This is a genomic window from Paenibacillus sp. FSL H8-0457 (genome assembly GCF_038051935.1).
Lineage (GTDB): Bacteria > Bacillota > Bacilli > Paenibacillales > Paenibacillaceae > Paenibacillus_AQ > Paenibacillus_AQ lautus_A.
Genome location: NZ_CP150293.1, coordinates 5,376,135 through 5,400,564 on the forward strand (window position 1 = coordinate 5,376,135; position 24,430 = coordinate 5,400,564).

Here is a 24,430-nt window from a genome sequence, read left to right on the forward strand (position 1 = left end):
TTTTCCCGCTGCTATAGCGAACGGCAACATGTTGCGGTTTTACGCTTTCCACTCGACCCATTGGCCATCCTGCGGAATTTCGATTCGCGAGCCAAGGCCTTCAGCTGCCAGACGACCGGACAGCGCTTCTCTTGACACAAGGCAGTGGTTGATGGCTTCCATATGGACCGCAACGGCCTTCGTATATGGAGCATACCGCAGCAGTTCGATCACATCGTCCTCATCCATGATGATCGGGTCCCCCGCGAGAAACCGGGCGCCGCCGGCATTGACAACCGTCATATCTGGCTTATGTGCATCGAGCGCTTCTTTCACTTCATCGCACCAGATGGTATCGCCCGCTATATAAAGCGTCGGGTGTCCTTCTGCTTTCAGAATAAAGCCGGATACCTGCCCCATCATCTGGCCGATCTCACCGGTTCCATGCCGGCCGCCGGTTCGGATGATCGAGATTCCTTCATATTCCAAGGATTCCGATACTGCCGTCACGGACGCAAAACCCTGTGAAGATAAGGTATCCTCATCTCCCGGTTGGCACAGGATCGGCGTTGACTTCGGCAGTGCGTCGATCGCGTCTTGATCCCAGTGATCCGGGTGCAGGTGCGTGACCAGCACCGCGTTCGGACGGAGCTTGTCAGCCATGGAGAACGGCAGCGGGACAAGCGGATTCCGTCTGTCATTCGCGGAGTTGAAGACGGGCGGGTTCGCCTTGGCATCGCTAAACATCGGATCGACCAGCAGTTCAAGATGGGCGTACTGTATTCTTAACGTAGCATTACGTATTAGCTGAAGTTTCACTTTCATTTCCCCTTTGTTTCAATTAATATGGTTCTTAAACCCATTATAGAGATCGCTATAATTCCTGCCTACGGCTTCGTGAAAGGAATTAGGGGAACTCACTTTCATCGTGAAAGGAACATTCGCATGCCAAGCGCTCATGAATTCGACGAAGTCGATCTTCGCATATTGCAGCACCTGCTCGAGGATGCAAGCCTGTCTCACAAAGCGATCGGACAGCGGGTGCATTTGACGGGACAAGCCGTCGGGGCCCGCGTTCGCAAGCTGCAGGATCTGGGTGTCATTGAAGGCTTTACGCTTCGTTGGAATCCGGACAAAATCGGTCTGACCGTACACGCTTTTGTCACCGTGTTCTTGGCGTTACATACGGCTCACTCACCTTTCCTGTCCTTTATTCAGTCGCACGACATGGTCGCCGAAACCCACCGCGTCAGCGGTGAGGGCTGTTATTGGCTCAGGGTACGGGCGGGTTCGCCCAAGGATTTGAACGATTTTCTGGAAGAGCTTCTGAAGTACGGGAATTATAAAGTCAGCCTGTCCATTGACCAGGTCAAATAAAAAGAAGAAGCGGCTGTCCCCAGGATCAGCCGCTTCTTCTTTTTATTCTTTTGTGAATTTTTCATATGGTGTAATTTTAATATAATCCCGTTTATTTTACCGCGTTTTCTTCAGCCATCAATTCCCGCGCATATTCGTTCAGATTGATGGACCGGCCTTGATTCAGCCTTGATTTCTCCGCTGCGAACGCGATAAGATGGCTCCGCACGGAGGCGCTTGCCGACGTCAGGCTCTCCTGTCCATTATAGCTCCGAACCTCTCTCAGGAAGCTGGCCACGATCCCGCTGTCGCCCCCGCCATGTCCGCTGGATTGCGAAGGAATCGTAATCTCCGTCTTCTGACCGGTCAGGAAATCGTATACCGTGATCTTGCCTTCCTCTCCCCGAAGCTCGCCGCGGGTACCCATAATTTGGATTCTGCGCTCCTGTTCATGCGTAAATCCGCACATGCTGAACATCGCGGTGGCGCCGCCCTCAAACTCCATATTGACGACCTGATGATCAACGACGTTGTTATCGCTCCGATATACGCAGCGGCCATAGTCCGTCTCGCGAAGCCCCTGAATAATGTTCGGCTTGGTCAGCTCCTGGGTAAAATGCCTTGCCCAGCCCTTGTACTCATCGCTCAAGTAAAACCGTGGAGCGGAATAGGGACAGGTGGGTTCCACTTTGCAATCCAGGCATCGGTCCCCCGAGCCTTCGGGCGCCTGGTCCTCACGAAAATGCATCAGCGAGCCAAACGAAGTGACCTGCGTGCAGGGACGGTCCATCAACCAAGACAGCACATCCATGTCATGGCACGATTTGGCCAGAATCATCGGGCTTGCCTTGTCGGAGTTATTCCAATTCCCCCGCACGAAGCTGTGCGCCATATGCCAATATCCCACGTTCTCGTTCAGCTGGATCGAAGCCACCTCGCCGATGGTCCCTTCCTGAAGCACGCGTTTAATGGCACTCCAAAAAGGGGTATACCTCAGCACATGGCATATGGTCAAAAGCCTGTTGTTACGGATGGCGGCCTGCTCCATCTCCAGGCACTCCTTCGGCTCCGGGGACATCGGCTTCTCCAAAAGCACGTGATACTGTTTCTCCAAAGCTTGCATGGTTGGGCCATAGTGCATACGGTCCTGCGTACAAATGACGGCGATATCGGCAAGCCGGGCCTCGGCCAGCAGCGGTTCCCAGGTTTCGTAACACCGCTCCGGCGGGATGCCATGCTCCTCGGCAAATCGGGTGCGCCGCGCCGGATCGGCCTCGGCTACGGCCACGAAGGCCAGTTCATGCGGGTAGTCCAGGGCATAGGGGGCGTACCCCCCGGCGCCGCGCGCGCCTGCCCCGATCAATATGGCTTTCAATTGTGTCATCTCATGTCGCTCCTTTAATGTTTTGGTACTTGTCTTATTCGGTATATCGGTCGGCCGCGGATTGATAAATGGACAGATAGCGCTCCGCTCCCATCTTTTGCAGGTTAGCGACATACTGGTCCCAGTTATCAAAAGACTCGTTGCCGGCTATGAATTTATCCCGCATCTCATCCACGTACGTGTGAATGTCGGTCTGGATTCCGGTAAGCTCGGACTGCTCATCGGCCGTAAAGTTAAACGGCGGCCAGACCTTCTCTTGAGGGATGACGTACGGCTCGGCTTTCTTTGCGTTCTCTACGGACGTCGGCAGGCCTTCTGCTCCCTTGAAATATTTCTGCGTCACGAAGCCCGGATAATATCCGCCGGGCCATATCAGATACTGCCCGACCGCTTGGTCCAGGTTAAGCCCTTCCGGATTGTTCTTGATTTCGTCCACGTAATCCACATTGCCGGCCGCATCTTCCTTATACGTTTCGTCTTTCCAGCCCATGAAGAACATGCGGATGCCTTCGTCGCTGTAGAAATAATCCATCCAGCGGATCAGCGCGGCCGGATTCTTCGCTTTATCCGTCAGGACAAACATCCCGATGTTCCCCAGCGGGGAGCCTGTAGCACTGAACATCTGATCGCCGTGCGGCCCCTTCAATACCGGAAGCCCCACATAACCCTCCTGGTTGTAGATGGCGACCGGATCCACGTTATCAACGACGCCGAGAAGGCCTTCAACGCCTTTGGCGTCCACCTCCGTGCTCTTCACGGACATGATATCCTGCTCCAGCAGGCCGTCCTTGTACAGCTTGTTCACGAACTGAAGCAGTTCCTTGTATCTTGGATCCGTCGGAATGAAACGGACCTTTCCGCTCGCCGGGTCGGTATCCACGTTAATGTTCGAGGTTCCGTGATAATTAAGGCCGAACGAACCTCGCAAATAGTTGACGATGCCGGCGGTTCCTACGCCGCCCCAAGCATATTCATCCTTCTGGCCGTTGCCGTTCGGGTCCTTCTCCTTAAACGCCTTCAGCATATCGTAGAATTCATCCAGCGTCTGCGGCTCTTGAAGGCCAAGCTTGGTCAGCCACTCCGTCTTCACCCACGGCGTTCCGTACAGCACGGACCGGAATTCCGGATCATACAGCGTCGGCAGCCCGTAAATGTTGCCGTCCGGCATCGTAATCCCCTTCTCGATGACCGGATATTTCTCCATCAACGCTTTAAAATTCGGCGCGTATTGATTTATCAGGTCATTCAACGGGATAAAAGCGCCCTGCTTGCCGTACTTCAGCAAATCCGCCCTCGGGAATGCGGAAGCATAGAACATCTCCGGATAATCGCCGCCGGCAAGCAGCAGGTTGCGTTTTTCGGCCAAATTGTCTTTATGCACCGTGTCCCACTGCACCTTGATATTGGTCATTTTCTCATATTCCTGCCACAGCTTGATGTTGTTCCAGTCGGCATTGGCAAAGAACTTTCCGGCAAAGCCGGTCACCGTCATCTTGTCGTCGACAATCGGAAATCCCGTTTCATTTATCGCGGCTTTCCCTTCATCGGCCGAGTCTGTTCCGCCCGAACCCTTCGGGCTGCAGCCCGCCGCCAGCGATACCGACAGCATGCAGGTCAACAGAAGACTTCCCCATTGCTTCAGCTTCATCCGTAATCCTCCCCTTTTCGTGTTCCATCCATTTATCCATGCAAGGAATTATCCTTTGATGGCCCCGATCATTACGCCTTTGACAAAATATCGCTGCAGGAACGGATAGAGCGCCAGCACCGGAATATTGGCCACGACCAGCACCGCGTACTTGATGCCCTCCACTTCCCTTTGCTGCTTGATCGCCGATTCGGTCGACATTTTGACCATGTCGTTCGTTTGTCCCTGAATCAGGATTTCGCGCAGGATGAGCTGCAGCGGAAATTTATCTTTGTCCGACAGATACAACAGTGCATTGAAGAACGCATTCCAATGACCGACCGCATAGAAGAGAATGGTCACCGCGATAATCGGCATGGACAGCGGCAATATGATCCGGGTCAATATTTTGATGTTCGAGCAGCCGTCGATGGTCGCGGCCTCCTGCAGCTCGCCGGGAATGGACTGCTGAAAGAAGGTGCGCATGATGATGATGTTCCAGATGGATACGGCATTCGGGATAATCATGACCCAGAGCGTGTTCAGCATGCCGAGGTTCTTGATCAGCAAATACGTCGGAATGAGTCCTCCGCTGAAAAACATCGTGAAAACCAATAGTGCCATGATGGCATTTCGCCCGACAAAATCCTTCCGCGACAGCGGATAGGCCGCAAGAATGGTCATCGTGAGGTTGATGAACGTGCCCAGCGATGTGTACACCAGCGTGTTGGTAAAGCCGCTGATGATATCCTGGTTCTGGAATATTTTCGCGTAGGAATTCAGGTTGACTCCCTTTGGCCACAACAGCATCTCGCCCCGGAGAACCGCCTGCGGGTCGCTAAACGATGCGCTGAGCACAAAAAGCAGCGGGTACATGACGATGATGGTGACCAGGATCAGAATCGCATAGTTGATGACATTAAAAATACGGTCCCCTCTGGATTCAATTTGCATGGTTCGATGCTCCCCTCTTTACCAAAGACTTGTTTCGCTAACCCGCTTCGAAATAAAGTTCACCGCAACCAGCAGAATGAAATTGATGACGGAATTGAACAATCCGATCGCCGCGGAGAAGCTGTACTCGGCATTCTGGATCCCCATTCGGTAGACATAGGTGGCTATAATGTCGGAGCTCTCCATATTCAGGTTGTTTTGCATCAGGAGCACCTTCTCGAACCCGATGCCCATAAGGCTGCCCATGTTCAGGATCAAGAGTATGATGATCGTTGGCATGATGCCCGGGATGTTAATATGCCATATGCGCTGAAGCCTGGTCGCACCATCGACACGCGCGGCTTCGTGCAGCTGGTTGTCAATGCCGGCAAGGGCAGCCAAATAAATGATGGAGCTCCAGCCCATCGTCTGCCATACATCCGACAGCACGTACAGGGACTTGAACCAAGATGGCTCCGTCATGAAATTGATCAGCTGGCCGCCGAACATTTCAATGAAATGGTTGATGATACCGTAACGGGGCGATAAGAAGATCATCATCATCCCGACAACGACCACGGTAGAAAGAAAGTGAGGAGCATAGGTGATGGTCTGCACGAATTTCTTAAAACGTTCGGCCCGTATCTCATTCATGAGCAATGCCAGAATAATCGGGATCGGAAAACCGACGGCCAGGCTGTATAAACCGATGCCCAGCGTGTTCTTGATCAAGCGCCAGAAATAATAGCTGTTGAAAAATCGGTCAAAGTGCTCAAAGCCGACCCACGGACTGCCCCATATCCCTTGCGTTGCAATAAAGTCCTTAAAGGCGATCTGGATGCCGTACATCGGAACGTACTGGAACAGGACGTAATAGGCGATGACCGGTGAAATCAGAGCATAAAGCTGCCAATTACGGAGGATGCGATTCCACATGAAGCGCTTACGCTTCGTCTCGGATACCGCATTTGCTGCGGGCTGCAGGGTCGTATTTGCCAATGAGCATCACCTCGGTATGTATTGGTTAATCTAGAACGCCAACAAAGCAAACCATAACGTTCCATTGACCCCCTCCTTTAGCGGGTACCTTTAGGGGATCATGTTCTCTTCCTATGGATCCAGCTGGTAAAGCACTCGGTTTACGATTTCCCTCCTTTTCTCTGCAATCCGTCATCTGACAAAAGCAACAACCGCATCAAGCCACCGTGATTCAATGGGGCATTTCAGGATCTTCATGTCATAAATAATGACATTCTCATAGTTTATAAATAAAATCCGATGGAATCGGACGTTATTCTAGTTCTTTGGATTTATTTTTGGATAATATCAGAATATATTTGGAATTAGTTTGGATAATTATCGATACTAGCAAGAGTTGAAACTTGCAATTTGAAGGGTCTTCAACTTCTCTACGGGGAATATTTAATATTATTCGATTACGTTGATATAAAAGGGATGAAAACGCAATCAATGTGTAAATGGAACGATGCGGACGGTGATTATCCAACTCCAAAAAAGGAAAACCCAACGCCAAACATCTCCATGATTTTCACTCATAATAATATAGGATTTTGGCAAAGTCAAACACTTTTTTGGATCTTTTTGGTGTGAAATGATTTGTTTTGGAGTGAGTAACAGCAAAAAACAGCCGCCGGTTTTCAAGCCGACGGCTGTTTGATCATCTTTTTCTTGTCTTTAAATGTCAGTTAACCGAACATAATAAGTTATATTTTTACTGCTTCCGGGTAAATCTGGAGGATTCCCGCACAATCAATGAGCATGGCAGCAATATCTTGGTTGCCATCGGGAAATGACCATCCAAATAATCCACAATCGATTTGGCCGCTACCCTGCCGATTTCGTATTTGGGAACGGATACGGAGGACAGCGGCGGTGTAGTATACTGGGCCACATCGATGTTATCCATTCCTACGATCGCGATATCCTCCGGTATGCGGCCGCCGTTCTCGACAACGGCCCGCATGGCTGGAATGGCAAGCATGTCGCTTGCACAAAAAACAGCCGTCGGCCATTGCCCTTTGGGAAGCCCCCCCAATAACTCGGACAATTTGCTGAAACTTCGGTCCACGTTCCATCCGGTGTTCATCTGCCACTCCTCGCGCACCTCTAAGTTGGCCTCGAGCATAGCGAATTTGTATCCGACATACCGTTCCTCGCTTTCCATCTGCTTGGAATATGCGGGGCCTCCGATATAAGCGATCCGCGAATGCCCTTGGTCGATCAGGTGGCGTACGGCTGCCCTCGCCGATAGGATCCGGTCACAGTCTACAACCGGGACGTTCAGCCGGTCATCATTCAAACTCACGCCCATGATGGCAATCCCGGCCTGCTGCATCAGCTCAAACAGTTCTTTGTCGTACCAGCTTATGGCTACGATCCCTTGCGCCCCCGTCTCCCTCAGCATGAGCCGTATCCGGTCCGCATCGCCGACCTCTTCGCATGTGCGGACGATAGCCGGGGGCTGGCCCAGCTCCTCCATTTTTTTATGAAAACCGGCTAGAACCGTTGAAAAATACGGGTGATCGTCCATCAGATGTTGGGGGACGACACAGACAACCCGTTTGTCGGCCGTATTGTAAGCATGTACGCTTCGGGGTGGTTCATGTAGTTTATAACCGAGTTCAAGAGCCGCTTCCCGAATTTTCTGCTTGGTTTCTTCATTGACCGGACGGTTAGCATCGTTGCTGATGGCCCGCGAAACCGTGGATATGGATACGCCGACCCTTTCGGCGATATCTTTAAGCTTAGCCAATCGATCTCCTCCTCCTGCAAAATTTGGAACCAAATTTTCCGCTATCATTGATCATAGCATAAACGTTCCGGTTGGAGGGCGTCAAATGGATGTCCATTTGGCTGTACGAGGAGCCTCGGCCTCAGCCGCAGCTACTGCTTTCTTCCATTATCGAATTTTAGAAACGAAGCCGGGCCTCTTGAACAGACTTTTGTTATCTTAGCAGCGATGCTGCCGGAGCATCGCAGGCCCCGGAGCAGCAGGCTGTTACCATCGGTCATGCTTTCAAGCATCGAGTGCCGCGTGATCCGTGCTCTCCTGCTTAATGTATTGAAACAGTACAAGCGATACAACCGCGGCTATCGCAACACCCGCAGCGCCGATCCATGCGATGGACGACAACGAAATTCGTTCGATCGCGATTCCACCGATACCCGCGCCTGCCGCCATGGACAGCTGCATCATGGACTGGTTCAGGCCAAGCATGACCCCCGAGGAATTCGGCTCCAGCTGGACGAGATTATACTGCTGCGTGGGCCCGGATGACCAAGCGGCCAGCGACCAAATCACAAGTACGGCAAACACCAGCATAACGGATGCTCCCGCATCGGTAAAAGTCAGGACGATTAAAGCAATAATATGCAGAAGCATGCCGCCGATTAAGGTAAGCGGTACTCCCCATCTGTCCGTGCTGAACCCTCCGAACTTGGAGCCGATGAGGCTGGCAATGCCGAAGGCAAACAGGGCTGAACTGATCCATTGTTCGTTCAAACCGCTAACGTTCAGCAGATAAGGGGACAGGTACGTATAGGCGACGGAATACCCGCCCAGCCAGAAGAACGTAATCGCCAAACCAAGTGCCACTTTGGGTTTCTTGAGCAGGGCGAACTGCTGGAGCAGCGGAACCGGGGCATCACCTGTTGTTTTGGGAATGGCCTTATGCAGGACCAACATCGAAATAACCCCCAGAACGGCAATCAACCCGAACACCGATTTCCATCCAAAAGCAGCGGCTGCGACTCGCCCGAGCGGAACGCCTATGATGAGCGAAGCCGTGAAGCCCATGACCACCGTGGCGATCGAGCTCGCCTGCTTGCCTGGCGGCGCGATTTTGGCGGCGATTCCGAGCGCCGTGACAACCACCATGCCAGCGCCCATCGCCATAAGTACGCGGGCGATGACAAACGGGATATATCCCGGCAGAGCGAATGACAAAAGATTGGCAACCACAAACACGCCTAACGAATAGACCAGCAGCTTCCGTCTCTCCACCTTAGCCGTCAATGCCATAAGCACGGGAGTCAAGATTGCGTATACCAACGAGAAAATCGTGATTAGCTGGCCTGCAGCGGTGATGGTAATCCCTAACGAATCCGCGATTTTATCCAACACCCCCGATATGATATACTCCGACGTCCCTACTAAAAAACTGACGATAGCCAAAACATAAATTTTCCATGAACCTGTCATGATTCCACTCCTTTATTTTATATTTACATATCGTGAATTGTCGATATGTTAAACCAATAAAAAGTCATATCGCAATATATAGATACGTAATGCAGAACAAAACTGAATATTCCTTCTTACTCTAAGGAAACATTCAGTTCCTGTTCTATATCTCCTGCTTCAAATACTCTCCGATTTCCCGGATCACTTCTTCATCCCGCTTATAATACGTAAATTTCCCCAAGCGTTCCGTCTTGATCAGGCCTGCCCGATGCAGAATCGATAAATACTGCGATGCTGTGGACTGCGTCATGTTCAATTTCTCGGTCACCTGGCTTACGCATACCCCGATTTCCCTCATATCAATCCCTTCGTGGGGCGTAAAATGCTGTTCCGGTTCCTTGAGCCACTGCAATATTTCCAGTCTTGATTCATTGGACAACGCTTTAAACACTTCGATTGGTTTCATACGTATCATTATATCGAGATTTATCGATATGTCAATCCTGATTCCTCCGGTTTCTTGTTGAACCAGCAAAAGCCGATCCCGTCAGGATCGACTTTGCGTCAAAACCTTCGTTATCCGTCAAGCTCATCCGATTGAATGCCGTAGCGTTTCACGGCACTCGCGTAGAACCATTCTTCTGCCGTATGCAGCGCCGTTTCTTCATCGATCCAGCCCGACGTGACCCGCTCCCACAGAAACTCGGCAGCCAGCTTCTTCACAAGCAGGATCTTGCCGTAGCTCCATTCCATGCATCGGGCATCCGAAACGATCACCGAGCTTTTACTGGCCGGGAGTGCTTCCAGACGGTACTGCATGCTGTCCCGGTACGTGCTTGCCCGGAAGTTGAACCACCACATCCCCCCGACATGAACGTTCGGAAAATTCCAGGCAGCCTGCACCGCATCCAGATTGTTCAGCTCCGACGCAAGCACAAGCTCAAAAGGACAACGGTATGTCTCGAATAAAGCGGCGAGCTTCAGGATCCGCTCCGTATCGTTCGCAGGGAACGCCGTGCCGCACCATGACCTTTCGACGCCCAGAAACAGCTGGACAAGCAAGCCGTTTCGATCGGCTGCCGCACAGATAAAGTGCAGCAGCTCCATCAAGATGTCGTCACGTCCGCTTGCCGAGCCGATCTCCCGGCGGAGGTTCGCGCTCGATTCATACCGCGGCAGCGTGGTCATAATGCCCTGGCAGCCCGCTTCTTTATAACCGCCAAGCTGCCGGTTTATCTCGTCCCGTACCGCGAGCAACGTCCTGGCCGGTTCTGAGGATTGCACGATCTGGTCGACCCATCGGCCCAGCGCTCCGTCAATCCGGGGAATCCATACCGCAGGATCCCGCATGCCTTGAAATGTTGCGTGCTCCGGATGGTTCACGACAAACCGGCGGATATTCATCCGGTCTGCCGTTTGCTGTGCCCATCCCTCTTCGGCGGCTGAATGCCGCACTGCGGTCACGGCTTCCCGAATCGAATCTTCATCCTTGATCCCGATCCCGTATAACTCACGCATAATGGAAGTGAACGTCCAGTTCATCAGCGTGCTTCTCGTCGAGCGGTAGGCATTCAGAAATACAGCTATGCGTTCCTCCTCAGGCAGCTTCTCCGCTCCATCCGGATAGCCTCCGGCTTGGAGCTCCCGATAGAACCAGAAGTAGTGCGCGATTTCCCAGAAATCCCTTGCGCCAAGCCGGTCGCCGACAAGGTGGGTATGGGTATCAAAGACCGGCAGTCCCATGATTCGCTCAAAAAACGCGGCTTGTTTGCCGCCGTTATCATGCAGGCTCATGCCAACATCTCCTTCGCTTCAAAAATCGCCTACTTTCGATTTTCCGAAACGACGACGCCCTTCCCTTCGTTGTAACGGTCTGTCGCTTCCTTGATGATTTCGAGGCCGCCTTTTTTCTTATACTCCTCGATTACGTTCGGCCAGTCCGAGATCGGTTCCCTGCCATAGATCATCTTGATCATATGATCGAGAACCAGCTTCGGACCTACATCATCGCCCTGCGGGGCAGCATCCGGATATTTGGCATACGCGTCCAGTGCAGGCGAGAAGCGAATCGAGCCCAGCCCTTCCTTGAAGACCACGGTATCCATAAACTTGATCATGTCCTGCCCGTCTTCCGTCAGCTCTTCTCTTGCCTTGTTATAAACCATATCGTGCACAAACCAGAACATGGCGCGGAAACGGTCCTCATCCATGGCCTCCGGCGTAGTCGGCGCCGTGAACTTTACCGTTCCGTTCTCATTCGTATAGGTTTCGCCTTCAATCCCGAACGAGAAGTACGTTTCCGCCTCCGGCGTCAGCATCCAATCGAAAAACTTGATGATGCCGATCGCCTTTTCCTCCGACACCTTGCTGTTAATGTAGTAAGACGTATTAATGCTGGAGTAGAGCAGATGGCCTCCGACGTTCTCGGGTCCTTTCGGAGCAGGAATGATGTCCAGCTTAGCCTCCGGCACGGCGTTCTTCAGCTTGCCGCGGTATTCCGCGAGCAGCTGCGCGTTGGCCGACCACATGCCCGACTTGCCGCTCTCGTTGTTTTTGCCGTAGTCACTGGATGTCAGGGTTGCAAAATCCTTCGGAATCAAGCCTTCGTCGTACATGGTCTTATAGGTCTCCAGCGCCTTCGTCATATTCTCCACGTCGAAGAACTTGGGAACGACCTCCCCGTTCTGCAGCTCAAACTGGGACGGCAGCACATCAAAAGCGCCTAATATCGTATCCGCATATTTAAAATTCTCGCGCATTTGATACGGAAATTCCACGCCTTCCTTCTTCATCGCACGCATCACGTCCAGAAACTCGTCCACCGTCTTGTGCGCCGGAAGGCCGGTTTTCTCCAGCAGATCGGTACGGATGAACAACGCCCGCCGGGACGGATTGGACAGCCAGGCCGGGATTCCGTATATTTTGCCGTCATAGCTGGTCTCCTGCCACGCTTCCTTCGGCACGCTCTTCATCAAGTTCGGCGCATGCTCCTTCAGCAAATCGTCAAGCGGCATGAATACGCCGGCCTCTACGGAGCCGGACATCCCCTTGCTCGTGGCCCCTCCCACGTTCTGGACAACGTCAGGAATATCATTGGAAGCGAACATCAGCGTCATTTTGCTATCGAAATCTTTCAGCGGAAGCATCGTCAGATGAATGTCCGTATTGGTCAGCTTCTCAAGCTCCTTCACCCATCTTTCTTCGTTCACATCCTTCGAACGCTCGGCGTGTTTGTTTCCGCTGGTCGCCATGGACATCGTAAAGGACAGCCTGCCATCGGCGCGGCCCCGGACGAACCGGCTTTCCCTCCATCCGCTTCCTTAGCACCATTACAGCCGACTGCCGTTAAGGCGATAAGCGCACTCATCAAAATGAAACTCCATTTTCTTCTCATCCACATCGCTTCCTTCCCTATTCTCGCAGATTGCCTATCCAGTTGCTTCTACATGACTGCCCCGATTTCGAGTCTGCTCAGTCTTAATGAAAGTCGGTAAGCCCGCTCCCCCCGAAGAGTGTCACCCACAGTTATAAAGCGCTTTCATAATAACATTCAAATCCCGTCGATTGACATGTACTTTTTTCAGCTCGCCTGTGTTTTCCTATGCAGGGCGTTATATGCCCGAAGCGGAACTCTGTCATCAATGCTACTTTTACGCAACGCACAAAAAAACCGACTCCGGGGCTACGCGAAGTCGGTTTTTTCATTTATATTACGTTACCGTTATTACTTGCCCTTCGGTGAACGCAGCCAACTCATGGGGCATACAGGCAAACACGGCTTTCGGATGTCCTGCCGCAGCCCAAACCGTTTCATATTGAAAAAGAAACCTGATTGCTGTACCCCTTATCGGCCAAAATATTCTGGGCCCGCTGGGCGCTTTCTTTTAAGGCTCCCCTATCCGGCAACACCCTATCTGTTCAACCATCAGGATCCTTACGACGGCAATATTATCGTGCACTCACCGGCGCTTGCGAATCGTGGCCGGCATCAAGCAAGACCGCATTGATTCCGTTAAGAAATGCCAGCGCGCTGGCCTTGATGATATCCGTATCCATCGCGCGCCCGGAATAGATTTTGCCCTGGTATTCGATACGGATGTTCACTCGGCCGATGGCTTCTTTTCCTCTCGACAGACTGTTGATTTTGTAATCCTTCAACTGCACGTCCAAACCGACCAACGCTTTAATGGCACTGTACAGCGCATCGATCGGACCATCCCCCACCATACTGTCCCTGAATGTCTCGCTGCCTTTCTTCAGCTTCACGGTTGCCGTCGGATACAGATCATTGGTGACAACCTGGAAGGAGTCCAGCTCGTACAGATGGCTGCTGACTTCTTCATGGGTGCGGTGCTGGGTTACCAGATAGAAGACGTCATGGTCATATACTTCCTTCTTGGCATCGGCCAGCAGCAGGAATTTCTCGAACAGCGCTTCAAAATCATCGCCTTCACCCGTCTCGAAGCCCAGCTTCTCCACCGCATTCTTGAACGCATGCCGTCCCGAACGCGCCGTCAGGATCAGCTCCATGCTGTCGGCGCCGACTTCCTCCGGCGACATAATTTCGTAGACCTGCTTATCCTTCAGCAGACCGTCCTGATGAATACCGGACGAGTGCGCGAATGCGTTCTCGCCCGTTATCGCTTTGTTCACCTGTACATCCAGGCCCGTCAAATGCGTCAGCAATCGTGAGGTTCGGATCAGCTCCTTGAGCCGGACGTTGGTGGATGCCTTGAAATGATTCTCCCGGACCTTCAGTCCCATGACCACTTCTTCCAGCGAAGTATTGCCGGCGCGCTCCCCTAAACCATTGATGGTGCATTCCACTTTCTCGGCGCCGTTCCGCACGGCGCTGAGCGTGTTCGCCGTAGCAAGTCCCAGGTCGTTATGACAGTGAACGCTGAGGATCACCTGATCGTTCAGGTTTTTCAAGCGTTCGTTGATTTTGCGGATCAATTCGCCGAATTCGTCCGGCACGGCATAACCGACCGTGTCCGGCACGTTAATCATCGTTGCCCCGGCCTTTACCACGGCCTCGATCGTTTTCCACAGATATTCAAAATCGGACCTGGATGCGTCCTCCGTCGAATACTGAACTTGAGGCAGCAGCGTTTTGGCATACTTCACGGCATCTACGCCCATCTGAAGCACGGCATCCTTGGAGCGGTTGAATTTCTTCTCCACATGGATGTTCGAGGTACCGAGCACGATATGAATCAGCGGGTTTTGCGCAAGCTTAATGCTTTCATATACGGCATCGATATCGCCCTTCACCGCGCGCGCAAGCGCAGTGATCGATACGCTGTCGCCCACGGTGCGGGCGATTTCCTGAACCGCTTGAAAGTCTCCTGCCGAAGACGCGGGAAAGCCCGCCTCGATAATATCGACGTTCAACCGCTTCAACTGCTGCGCAAACTCTATTTTTTGCTGTACGTTCAATTTGGCGCCCGGAACCTGTTCTCCGTCGCGCAAGGTTGTGTCCAATACGATAATATTTCTTTCCATTCGGAATTCCTCCTTGGTCGCTGAACTTGGGTTTATCTATATCAAGCAGGGTTGGTTAAACCCGGAATTTAACCAACAAAAAAACCCCGCCTCTACGTATAGAGGCGAGGTTGAACCCGCGGTACCACTCTAATTCATTTTATGCAAAATGATCTTCTTCGATGGCCATCACCATCTATCCCTGTAACGGTGGAACTCCGGCTAACCCTACATGTTCAGGCAGCTGTTCATAGACGAGTTCAAAGGGAACGACGTTACCGTTTCGCACCTGCCAACGGCTCTCTGAAAAGTCATTTCGCTTTTACTATTTCTAATCAAAACATTTCAATATGAATTTTGATAATTATCTTAGAGAATGAACAGCGATTTGTCAACCCTTCATTTTCCAGATATTAAAAACGACGCTTCTTACAGCAATCCGGACTTCTTCACATTCGCCAGGAAATCATGGAATTCCGGAATATTCAGCTGCTGAGCCGCATCGGACAACGCCGTGGCCGGATCGGGATGAACCTCTACCATTACGCCGTCTGCCCCCGCAGCCAGCGCCGCTCTGGCACAAGGAGCCAGGATGTCTTTGCGGCCCGTGGAATGCGTCACGTCCACCAGCACCGGCAGATGCGTTTCTTGTTTCAGGATCGGCACCGCCGAGATGTCCAAGGTATTTCGCGTTGCCTTCTCGTACGTCCGAATGCCGCGTTCAATGAGCATGACCTGCGTATTGCCGCGGGACACGATGTACTCCGCAGCGTGCACGAACTCATCGATCGTAGCCGCAAGACCGCGTTTCAGCAGCACCGGCGTTTGAACATCCCCTGCCGCTTTCAACAGCTCGAAGTTCTGCATGTTCCGGGCGCCGATCTGAATGACGTCAATGTATTCGCACGCAAGCTCGATATGGGCAGGATCCACGATTTCGCTGATCGTCTTCAGCCCGAACTCGGACGCCACTTCCTTTAGAATTTTCAGGCCTTCCACGCCCAAGCCCTGAAAATCGTAAGGCGATGTTCTCGGCTTGAACGCTCCTCCGCGCATGACGGTAATGCCGGCTTCCTTGAGGGCTGCCGCTACCTGGCGCACCTGATCATAACTCTCAACCGAACAAGGCCCTGCAATCATCACCGGCGTGCCGCCGCCGATCACCGTATTGCCCAGCTCAATCAGCGTATCCTCCTGCTTCTTCTTCCGGCTCACCAGCAGATGCTTCTTGTGATCGACCTGCTGCAGCTTTAAGGATGCCTGAAAAATCTGTTTAAACAAATGACGCACCGTCTCATTATCAAAAGGGCCTTGGTTATGTTCCACCAAGGTGTCCAGCATTTTCTTCTCGCGTACCGGATCGAAATCAGGCACTCCCTGCTTCACTTTCTCCTGACCGATTTCCTTGGCGATCCGCGCCCGCTCCGACAGCAGCTCCAGCAGCTGAAGATTGACGGTATCAAGCTCCGATCTCAATTGCTCCAAACGTCCTTGACTCATCTAGAATCTCTCCCTCGCATTTTTTTCTGGTATATATAAACAAAAAGACCCCCCGCCCGGAAAGGGACGAGGAGTCGTGGTACCACCCTTATTAGATATGCGAAAAATATAGCAAGCACATCTCACTTGAACCTCTTAACGCAAGGGTTACGGGTAAACCTACGGCTTGCACGAAACATGCAAACGATCAGAATACCAGCTCCGGAATGAACTTCGGCGGAGAACCTTCACCGGGGCGCTCTCAGTCGGTGGCTGCCCTTTCCTGTCAGGAACGTTCTTTCGCTTACTCTTTCCATCATCGCTTGTTATAACATATCGTGTTGGTTAATTAAGAAGCATTGTATTACACCCCGGATTGAAATTGCAAGAGTTTTATTTAAAGCTTGGGTGCTTTGATGCAGCGATGATTTAAATGGGCGGCCTTGTTCTTCAGGAACGAGCATGCACCCTTTCTCTTTGTTTCACGGGATTTCCCCAATACGTAAACAGGCGCCAAACATATTCGAACGGGCCGATCGGAAGCCGTTTGAACCAGACTTTGCTGCAGGCTGCTTGCACAATAAAAATGACCACGGCCATCAGCATCTGCCAGACCGGCTCGATGGTTCCGTACCACCCCAGACCGTAGCTGTAAAAGATCAATCCGCACAGGATCGATTGAAGCAAATAGTTGGTGAAGGCCATTTTGCCGGGATAGGAAAACAAATTCAACACCTTCTGCCACGATTTATTCTGGTATAAAAGTGCAAACACTCCGATGTAAGCCAGCGCCAAGAGCGGTGCCCCCACGAACAAGGCTGCCGCCTCGGCCCAGGACGGAAGTCCATCCGCTAGCGTCATCACGAATTGAAGGAGAAGACCGAGGCTTCCGCCAATGACGACCGATCGGATGATCCCCTTCCGGTTCTTCTGGACCTCATGCAAAATACGGCGCTTGCAGAAGTAGGCACCCATCAGGAACATCCCTAATACTTGCGGGTAGAAGACCACCATATTCAAGATGGAGCCGATGTAATCATTCAGCCGCTGAGCCATGATCTGGGCCATCGACCCTTCCCCGTAAATAGCGGCATCCCGCTCCTGGAAATAGATTCCCATCTGATGGGCATCCGCCGGGCTAAACGGCTCGAATACCTGGCCGGATGCCGGGTTCAGCAGGCTTGCTCCCGTTAGCAGAACGGGAACGATCAGCAGCAGGGATATTGACCAGATCAGCAGCGTTTTCGGCTTGCAGCGCTGAAACAGCATCAATAGGAATCCCATAAGCGCGTAATGCGTTAGAACGTCCCCGTACCATATCAAGATTCCGTGGATCAGGCCGATCAGAAGCAGAGCCGTTAATCTTCGGGTATAAATGCGGTTAAAACTGCGGCCTTTCGCCTGACTGCTCTCCCGTAACAGCACCATCCCGTAACCGAACAGGAAGGAAAAAATCAAAATGAATTTGCCGTCAATGACAATCCCGCGCAGCATTATCAGGACTTCATTGTACCAGCCCGACCATAATTCGACCCCGAACGAAATGGTTTGCAGCGATGTCGTAAAAAACGTAATGTTCACCAAAAAGATGCCTAATAGTGCAAATCCCCTCAAGCTATCGATGAGCTGTATTCTGGGCTGTGAATTCGTTGCCATCATCGTACCTCCTTATCATTGTGCCTACAGGTTAAGGTACAATCATAAAGAAAGGATAAAGAAACTCAAATTGACCTGTAAGTATACAGCAGCTTAAGCATCACTGCGCATGCGGATCATTCTTCCGATCGCTGTTGCCCCCAGATTTCTATCTATCCATTTAAGAATGGTTGAAATCCGGGGGCAAAGGCGACCGCTTCCGCTTCTCCAGAACGATTCCGCCTGCTCCGTTGAGGTAGGGGCATATATAAACTTCAAGTAACAGGACTTTCTTTATTCATTCTTTAGAAATGACGTGTACACTAACCAGATAGACCTTTTGAATAGCTATTTCTTGGAGGATGTAATGGATATGGCAAACGAAACGATCCTATTGGTGGATGATGAAGAAGAAATCATCTCTTTTATACAAGATTCATTGGAGCTTGAAGGCTACCACGTACTCACGGCCGGAAGCGGACAGGAGGCGTTAATCCAGAGCAAGCAGCAGCCGTCCCTGATCATACTCGATGTGATGATGCCCGAGATGGACGGCATTGAGGTCTGCAAGCAGCTAAGGGAAACGACGCAGTGCCCCATTGTATTCCTGAGTGCCCGCCAGAGTGAAGTGGACCGAATTAAAGGTCTGGCGGCAGGCGGGGATGATTATCTGCTCAAGCCCTTCAGCCTCGCGGAATTAAAAGCCCGAATCCATGCCCATCTGCGGCGGGAACAGCGAATCCACACGCAAAAAGAACAGGGCATCCTGCGGTTCCAAGCCCTGACGATCGATTGCAAGGGGCATGCGGTTAGTTGCAATGGGCACGACCTCCCGCTAACGAATAAGGAGTTTCAGATCGTAGAACTGCTGGCGATGCATCAGGGGCAGGTCTTTTCCAGAGAGCAGATTTACGAGAAGTTATGGGGATTGGACGCCGATGGGGACGACTCTACCATCACCGAGCATATCAAGAAAATCCGGGCCAAGCTGGCCGCTCATGCACAGAACCGCAGCTTTATTCAAACCGTCTGGGGCATCGGCTACAAGTGGGATCCCCAATGATGAAACAGCGTTCCATCAAAAATACGTTCGCCCGCCATTTCATCTCGATTCTGATCTGCAGTTTGCTGGCTACGCTTGTAACCTGGGGACTGCTTGTGATGTTGCTGGATTACTTGTTCAACCATGATATCGCGCTACCGGCAAATCATTACGAGGCGCAAATCCCCGTGATTACGGAATACGCCCAGACCCGGGGCGACTCCATCATGAGCACGGAGGGGCAAGCCGAGCTGGAAAAGGTAATTCCCTCACAGGGCATGTCCTACCTGGTCGTGTCCCTTACCGGCAAACCCTTGTACGGGGATCTTCATATCCATGAATCGCTTAGCCGGGAGAAAATCCTGGCGCGATTAAACCAGACGCGCAGCGGCATGAATGAAATCGTAGTATACAAGCCGGTTGTCTCCCGGGACGGCAATCTGATCGGGGCTCTGCTGGTTGGATACAGTCTGAAGGTAACGGCGGCCAATCCTGCGCTGAATCCCTTGGTGACCTTTGGGTTCCTTGCGTTCTTCCTGACGCCATTTTTGTATATCGTTTTGTTCACCTTGGTATTCGGCAGGCGGTTCAGCCGAAAAATCAGCGCTCCGCTGCAGCAGCTTCTGCAAGGAGCCGAAATGATTAAAGAGCGTAATTTAGGCTTTAGCATATCCGGGGCTTCGTCCATTGCGGAGGTAAACCGGCTAACGAAGGCTTTTGAAGACATGCGTCAGGAGCTGGAGCATTCCATCGAGCGGGAGTGGAGAATGGAGCAAGAACGAAGCACCATGTTTGCGGCGCTCGCTCACGACCTTCGGACGCCGCTAACGATTGTTCAAGGCCATGTCGAGGGGCTTGAGCAGATGAACGGGGAGCCTGATGAAGGCAAACGGCTGCAGTACCTGCAGGTCATCAAACGGAACACAACCCGCGCTTCGAAGCTTCTTCAAGACATGAACACCATGGCGGAGATCGAGAAGGTGTCTTTTCGCCTCCAGCCGCTTCCCGTGGATATCGAAGAATTGGCGGACGAAAAAACCGGGGAATATGCCGCTTTATGCAGGGGGAAGAACATCGCCTTCCAATCGAAGGTTTACGATAACCGAACGGCCAAGACTCCGGTCATGCTCGATCCCTATCGCATCATCCAGGTTCTGGACAATCTCGTATCCAACAGCCTTCGCTACACCCCTGAAGCCGGGCGGATTCTATGGCACATCGAGATCACCGAGCAGCAGGTAGTGATGGCCGTCACGGATAACGGAACAGGCTTTGGGCAGCAGCGGCATCTGCACCAGGTGTTTAAGCCTTTTTATCAGGGTGAGGTTCATTCCTCCAGGCAAAAAGGGCATTCCGGTCTGGGACTGTATATCGCCAAACTTCTCGTTCAGCACCACGGAGGACATATTGTTGCCGAGAACAACCCGCTTCGCGGGGCAACAGTGCGCTTTACGCTGCCGATCCAGGGAACATGAGCCGTCCTACACCATAATGAAAAGGCATGCCCACAATTCAATGGATCGGGCCAATGGATCGGGGAATGCCTTCATCGTCATACCTTCAACCGATAGATTGCTTTATTATCCAGGCCGCGGATCATTGGTGTCCACGGCTCCGTTTCAATCGTCGTATCCAAGGCGTCCTCTACCATCTGCAGCTTGGCATCCAGCAGATCGATATGATGCAGCGCGACGGCCTCGGCCGTTTGCGGCTGAACCGGGCTGCCCCACTCTCCGAGGTTATGATGGGAAAGCACCAGATGCTGCAAGCCCAAAACCACTTCGGATTCAAGCGCGATGCCGTTCTCGATCGCCGCCTCCACGATCCAGTTGGACGCCAGGGCGATATGCCCTATCAGCTTGCCCTGGTTGCTGTAATCCGTTACGATGCCCATCTGTGCGATCATCTCTTCCGGCTTCGCGATATCATGCAGGATAATGCCTGCCCTGATCAAATCCGGATTCAGAAACGGCCGCTGCTTGCAGATGAAATCGCCAATCTCCAGCATGCGGACGATATGGTAAGCCAGCCCGGCGTAATAGGCATGATGATAGGTTTTGGCAGCAGGATAATGCATCAGCTTCTCTTCCACCTTCGACACGCAATACTGTACGATGCTTCGCACCTGCGGCTCCGTAATCTCGTTCATCGTAAGTTTGATCGTATGTAACAGATCCACGGGGCGAATGGGCGCCGCCCTCACAAAATCCGTTAACGAGACGCCATCCGCATCGGTGGCCTTGCGGATACGGCTGATCTTGACTTGAGGCTGGTCCCTGTAGCTCAGTACGGTTCCCTGGATTTTGACCAATTGCATCGGCAGGAACGTTTCTTTATCCTGTATGGTCACATCCCAGTACTTGGCCGATATTTGACCGCTGGCATCCGCGAGAACAATATCGAAATAGTCTTTCGGCGGCGTGCCGTTGGTCTGTCTCATATTCAATTCTTTCAACAAATAAAAACCGACAAAATCATCTTGTATGCTGAGTTTATTAATAGGTTTCATCTGTTCCTCCCCAAAAAATCCCGTTAGGTTTACTATAACAAAGTCCCGTACAGTGAGTCTATTACCCTATACCAGCTCTGTAAAATCGCAGATTCCTGCCTGCGAAGCGGACGGTTGCCGGTTCGCAGGCAGGATAGGGATGACACAAGAAAAAGCACCCGCGGGTGCTTTTTCTGTTATCGCCCTATTCGCATTCGAGTCATGGCGGGTATTAAGATTTCCAGGCTCCCGGATGGTCGTCCTGCACCAAATCCAGCTGAACGGCCTTCGCGTTCATCTCCACCTGTTCCACGCTCTTGCAGCCGGGAATGACGCAGCTGACAGCCGGATGCTTCAAGCACCAGGCCAAGGCCCACTCGGCCATATTTACGCCCTCCGGCACTTCATTCTGCTTGATCTCCTCCACAAGCTTCAGCTTGGCGTTGATCTCATCCTGATCGCGGTTCTTGCGCACATTGTCGCTGAACACCGTGCCAGGCTTGTATTTTCCGCTTAAGTAGCCGCTCGCAAGCGGAACTCGCGCCAATACGCCAAGATCCTGCTTCAAACATGAAGGGAAAACCTCATCCTCCGGCGCTTGATCGAGACGGTTATACACGACTTGGATGGCTTTGGCATTCACCTCCGCCGCCTTGTCGGTTTGATAGATATTTCTGTTGCTTCCGATGGATATGCCCAGATTCCGGATGGTTCCCGCCTGAACCTGCTTGTCCAGCATCGTCCACATCTCATCATTGTTGAACACGTCATCCGAGCCGGAATGGAATTGATACAGGTCGATATAATCGGTACGAAGCGCTTTAAGTGATTCCTCCAGCTGAATTCGGATCTGCTTCGCATCCCAAGCATTCTCCCATTGTTCATGCCATCGATGGCCGAACTTGGAGGCAATGACCCAATCCTCGCGGCGGTCGCGCGCCAAGAAATCACCGATGAAATTCTCGGACATATGATGAGGCCCGTAACATTCGGCTGTATCCAGCAAATTAATGCCCAGCTCCTTGGCATGCGTCAAGATGGCATCGACTTCCTTTTGGTTGAAATCCTTCCCCCAATCACCGCCAAACTGCCAGGTTCCCACACCGACTACCGATACTTTCAGATCGGTTTTCCCGAGACGTCTGTATTTCATATGCTCACCCCTACTCATGAATTTGTGCGCCTATATCTTATTGTAAAATGCAAGCGTTTGCAACTCTTGCCGAGGATTCTTTTTTCGTTCGCCAATTCTTTTTTCATGCACTTGCCGTATCCATGCTGTTTAACAACAAGTCGTTATGGTGAACCCTATAATACGTAATCATTTCGTTAATGGATCGGAACAATAAAAGGAGGAATCCCCGCGTGAATTCCCGGACACTGGAGCAATGGATCCCTGACATTACAGAGAGTCTAAAGGCAAAGACGTCAAATGATTTTCAGCGAATCATCGACGAATTCCTCCCTTATGACCTGGCAAAAATACATAGTCATCTGAGCGACACGGAACAAACCCGCTTTCTGCAGTTTCTGAACGAAGAACAACTGGCCGACATGATTCAGGAAATGGAGCATGACCAGCAAATTGAAGTTCTGGGCAGGCTGGGCAAAGAGAGAACGGCCATTATCCTGGACTTGATGGATAACGACGACCTCGCCATTCTGCTGGACGAGCTGTCACCCGAGCAGAAGGACGAATTTCTCAAGGGAATGCGGGACGAGGAATCCCAATTTGTCCTGAACCTGATGAAATACCCGCCGGAAACCGCCGGCCGAATCATGACGAACCGTTATGTGTGGATCCCCCAGCATTACACCGTTTCGGAGGTGGTCCAGAAGCTGAAAACCTACGTCTCCATTTCGGAAACCATCAACTATTTGTACGTCATTGATCATGACAAGAAACTGATGGGCGTGGTGTCTTACCGGGGACTCATCTTGGCCGAGCCGGAGGAATATATCGTGGACATCATGCACAGCCGGGTGCTGTCCGTGCCCGTGGATGCCGATCAGGAGGAAGTCGCGCACATAATCCAAAAATACGATTTGGTTGCCATCCCCGTCGTTGAACAGGACAACCGTCTTGTTGGGATCATTACGGTTGACGATATCCTGGACGTCGTCATTAAGGAAGCCGATGAGGACATTCGGAAAATGAACGCCACCGGAGGCAAAACCATCGACTTCAACACCAAAGCAACCGTTGCCGCCTATCGAAGATTGCCGTGGTTGATCCTGCTCTTATTCATCGGGCTGATCTCGGGAACGATCATTTCCAGATTTGAAGAGACGCTGGCGCAAGTTGTGGCGCTGGCCTTCTTCATGCCTATGATTGCAGGAATGACCGGAAATACCGGAACGCAGTCGCTTGCTGTCATTGTAAGAGGCTTGACCACCAAAGAAATGACCAAATCGCTGGTGCTCCGGTTGTTAGCCAGGGAACTGAAGGTCGGGCTGATGATCGGGGTGACGTGCGGCATTCTGATTTCCTTGATCGCATACTTCTGGCAGGGCAACCTCTACTTGGGGCTTGTGGTCGGAAGCTCGTTGATTGCCACGCTGATCGTGGGCACGATGGCCGGCACCGTCATCCCCCTCATTCTGTTCAAATTCAAGATCGATCCGGCTGTGGCTTCCGGTCCACTGATTACAACCATTAACGATATTCTCTCGCTTGTTATCTACTTTGGCATCGCTACCCTGTTTCTTGCCTATATCTAGCCGAGAACTTAGGATTAACAATCCCTTGCGATAAAAAGACTTCCGGGTAATTCCCGAAGGTCTTTTTTTTGGGGATCCGCCAGTTTTAGGATATCATG

At 51.9% G+C, this 24,430-nt stretch carries 19 protein-coding genes and 1 other annotated feature; of the genes, 4 read left to right on the forward strand and 15 right to left on the reverse strand.

From position 1 onward, the window contains the following. Positions 1–39: 39 nt before the first annotated feature. On the reverse strand, positions 40–798 hold the full coding sequence (locus MHI43_RS24000; RefSeq protein WP_036660078.1) for an MBL fold metallo-hydrolase: 759 nt from the start codon (positions 796–798) through the stop codon (positions 40–42). Positions 799–924: 126 nt separating this feature from the next. On the opposite strand from MHI43_RS24000, the gene MHI43_RS24005 reads away from it, so the two are divergent. Then, positions 925–1,356, forward strand: a complete 432-nt coding sequence (locus tag MHI43_RS24005) for an Lrp/AsnC family transcriptional regulator (RefSeq protein WP_036660077.1) — start codon at positions 925–927, stop codon at positions 1,354–1,356. A gap of 91 nt (positions 1,357–1,447) precedes the next feature. On the opposite strand, the gene MHI43_RS24010 is transcribed toward MHI43_RS24005, so the two are convergent. The 12 genes from MHI43_RS24010 to MHI43_RS24065 form a co-directional block, all read right to left on the reverse strand. Further along, a complete protein-coding gene (locus tag MHI43_RS24010) occupies positions 1,448–2,719 on the reverse strand; it encodes a Gfo/Idh/MocA family oxidoreductase (RefSeq protein ID WP_036660076.1) in 1,272 nt (423 codons plus the stop codon). Between the two features lie 34 nt (positions 2,720–2,753). Beyond that, on the reverse strand, positions 2,754–4,367 hold the full coding sequence (locus tag MHI43_RS24015; protein WP_036660075.1) for an extracellular solute-binding protein: 1,614 nt from the start codon (positions 4,365–4,367) through the stop codon (positions 2,754–2,756). A 48-nt stretch (positions 4,368–4,415) separates the two neighbouring features. Further along, positions 4,416–5,300, reverse strand: a complete 885-nt coding sequence (locus MHI43_RS24020; protein WP_036660074.1) for a carbohydrate ABC transporter permease — start codon at positions 5,298–5,300, stop codon at positions 4,416–4,418. Between the two features lie 18 nt (positions 5,301–5,318). Further along, a complete protein-coding gene (locus MHI43_RS24025; RefSeq protein ID WP_036660073.1) occupies positions 5,319–6,278 on the reverse strand; it encodes an ABC transporter permease subunit in 960 nt (319 codons plus the stop codon). 733 nt (positions 6,279–7,011) lie between these two features. Further along, on the reverse strand, positions 7,012–8,052 hold the full coding sequence (locus MHI43_RS24030; protein ID WP_036660071.1) for a LacI family DNA-binding transcriptional regulator: 1,041 nt from the start codon (positions 8,050–8,052) through the stop codon (positions 7,012–7,014). 264 nt (positions 8,053–8,316) lie between these two features. Next, entirely contained in the window at positions 8,317–9,501 is a 1,185-nt protein-coding gene (locus tag MHI43_RS24035; protein ID WP_015736818.1) for an MFS transporter, read from the reverse strand. A gap of 145 nt (positions 9,502–9,646) precedes the next feature. Further along, positions 9,647–9,949, reverse strand: coding sequence for a metalloregulator ArsR/SmtB family transcription factor (locus tag MHI43_RS24040; protein ID WP_009591021.1), 303 nt, complete (start codon positions 9,947–9,949; stop codon positions 9,647–9,649). Positions 9,950–10,059: 110 nt separating this feature from the next. After that, entirely contained in the window at positions 10,060–11,277 is a 1,218-nt protein-coding gene (locus tag MHI43_RS24045; RefSeq protein WP_036660070.1) for a hypothetical protein, read from the reverse strand. 29 nt (positions 11,278–11,306) lie between these two features. Then, positions 11,307–12,740, reverse strand: a complete 1,434-nt coding sequence (locus MHI43_RS24050) for an extracellular solute-binding protein (protein WP_155989826.1) — start codon at positions 12,738–12,740, stop codon at positions 11,307–11,309. 691 nt (positions 12,741–13,431) lie between these two features. Next, complete coding sequence (locus tag MHI43_RS24055; RefSeq protein WP_036660069.1) at positions 13,432–14,988, reverse strand: 2-isopropylmalate synthase; 1,557 nt, start codon at positions 14,986–14,988, stop codon at positions 13,432–13,434. A gap of 97 nt (positions 14,989–15,085) precedes the next feature. Beyond that, positions 15,086–15,315: a binding site (T-box leader), on the reverse strand. An 81-nt stretch (positions 15,316–15,396) separates the two neighbouring features. Next, positions 15,397–16,467 (reverse strand): bifunctional 3-deoxy-7-phosphoheptulonate synthase/chorismate mutase, encoded by a 1,071-nt coding sequence (locus MHI43_RS24060; RefSeq protein WP_036660068.1) that lies wholly within the window; start codon positions 16,465–16,467, stop codon positions 15,397–15,399. A 429-nt stretch (positions 16,468–16,896) separates the two neighbouring features. Then, positions 16,897–18,102 carry a DUF418 domain-containing protein gene (locus MHI43_RS24065; protein ID WP_036660067.1) on the reverse strand — a complete coding sequence of 402 codons (1,206 nt, stop codon included), beginning with the start codon at positions 18,100–18,102 and terminating at the stop codon, positions 16,897–16,899. Positions 18,103–18,448: 346 nt separating this feature from the next. Here MHI43_RS24065 and MHI43_RS24070 point away from each other — a divergent pair, with 346 nt between their 5' ends. Together MHI43_RS24070 and MHI43_RS24075 are read left to right on the forward strand one after the other, a co-directional pair. Further along, a complete protein-coding gene (locus tag MHI43_RS24070) occupies positions 18,449–19,144 on the forward strand; it encodes a response regulator transcription factor (protein ID WP_036660066.1) in 696 nt (231 codons plus the stop codon). Next, positions 19,141–20,598, forward strand: coding sequence for a HAMP domain-containing sensor histidine kinase (locus tag MHI43_RS24075; protein WP_036660065.1), 1,458 nt, complete (start codon positions 19,141–19,143; stop codon positions 20,596–20,598). The genes MHI43_RS24070 and MHI43_RS24075 overlap by 4 nt, the downstream gene beginning before the upstream one ends. A gap of 77 nt (positions 20,599–20,675) precedes the next feature. Here MHI43_RS24075 and MHI43_RS24080 read toward each other — a convergent pair whose 3' ends face one another. Then, on the reverse strand, positions 20,676–21,632 hold the full coding sequence (locus tag MHI43_RS24080) for an HD domain-containing protein (protein WP_036660064.1): 957 nt from the start codon (positions 21,630–21,632) through the stop codon (positions 20,676–20,678). 211 nt (positions 21,633–21,843) lie between these two features. Then, positions 21,844–22,764 carry an aldo/keto reductase gene (locus MHI43_RS24085; RefSeq protein ID WP_036660062.1) on the reverse strand — a complete coding sequence of 307 codons (921 nt, stop codon included), beginning with the start codon at positions 22,762–22,764 and terminating at the stop codon, positions 21,844–21,846. 212 nt (positions 22,765–22,976) lie between these two features. On the opposite strand from MHI43_RS24085, the gene mgtE reads away from it, so the two are divergent. Further along, complete coding sequence (gene mgtE, locus MHI43_RS24090; protein ID WP_036660061.1) at positions 22,977–24,332, forward strand: magnesium transporter; 1,356 nt, start codon at positions 22,977–22,979, stop codon at positions 24,330–24,332. Positions 24,333–24,430: the final 98 nt, after the last annotated feature.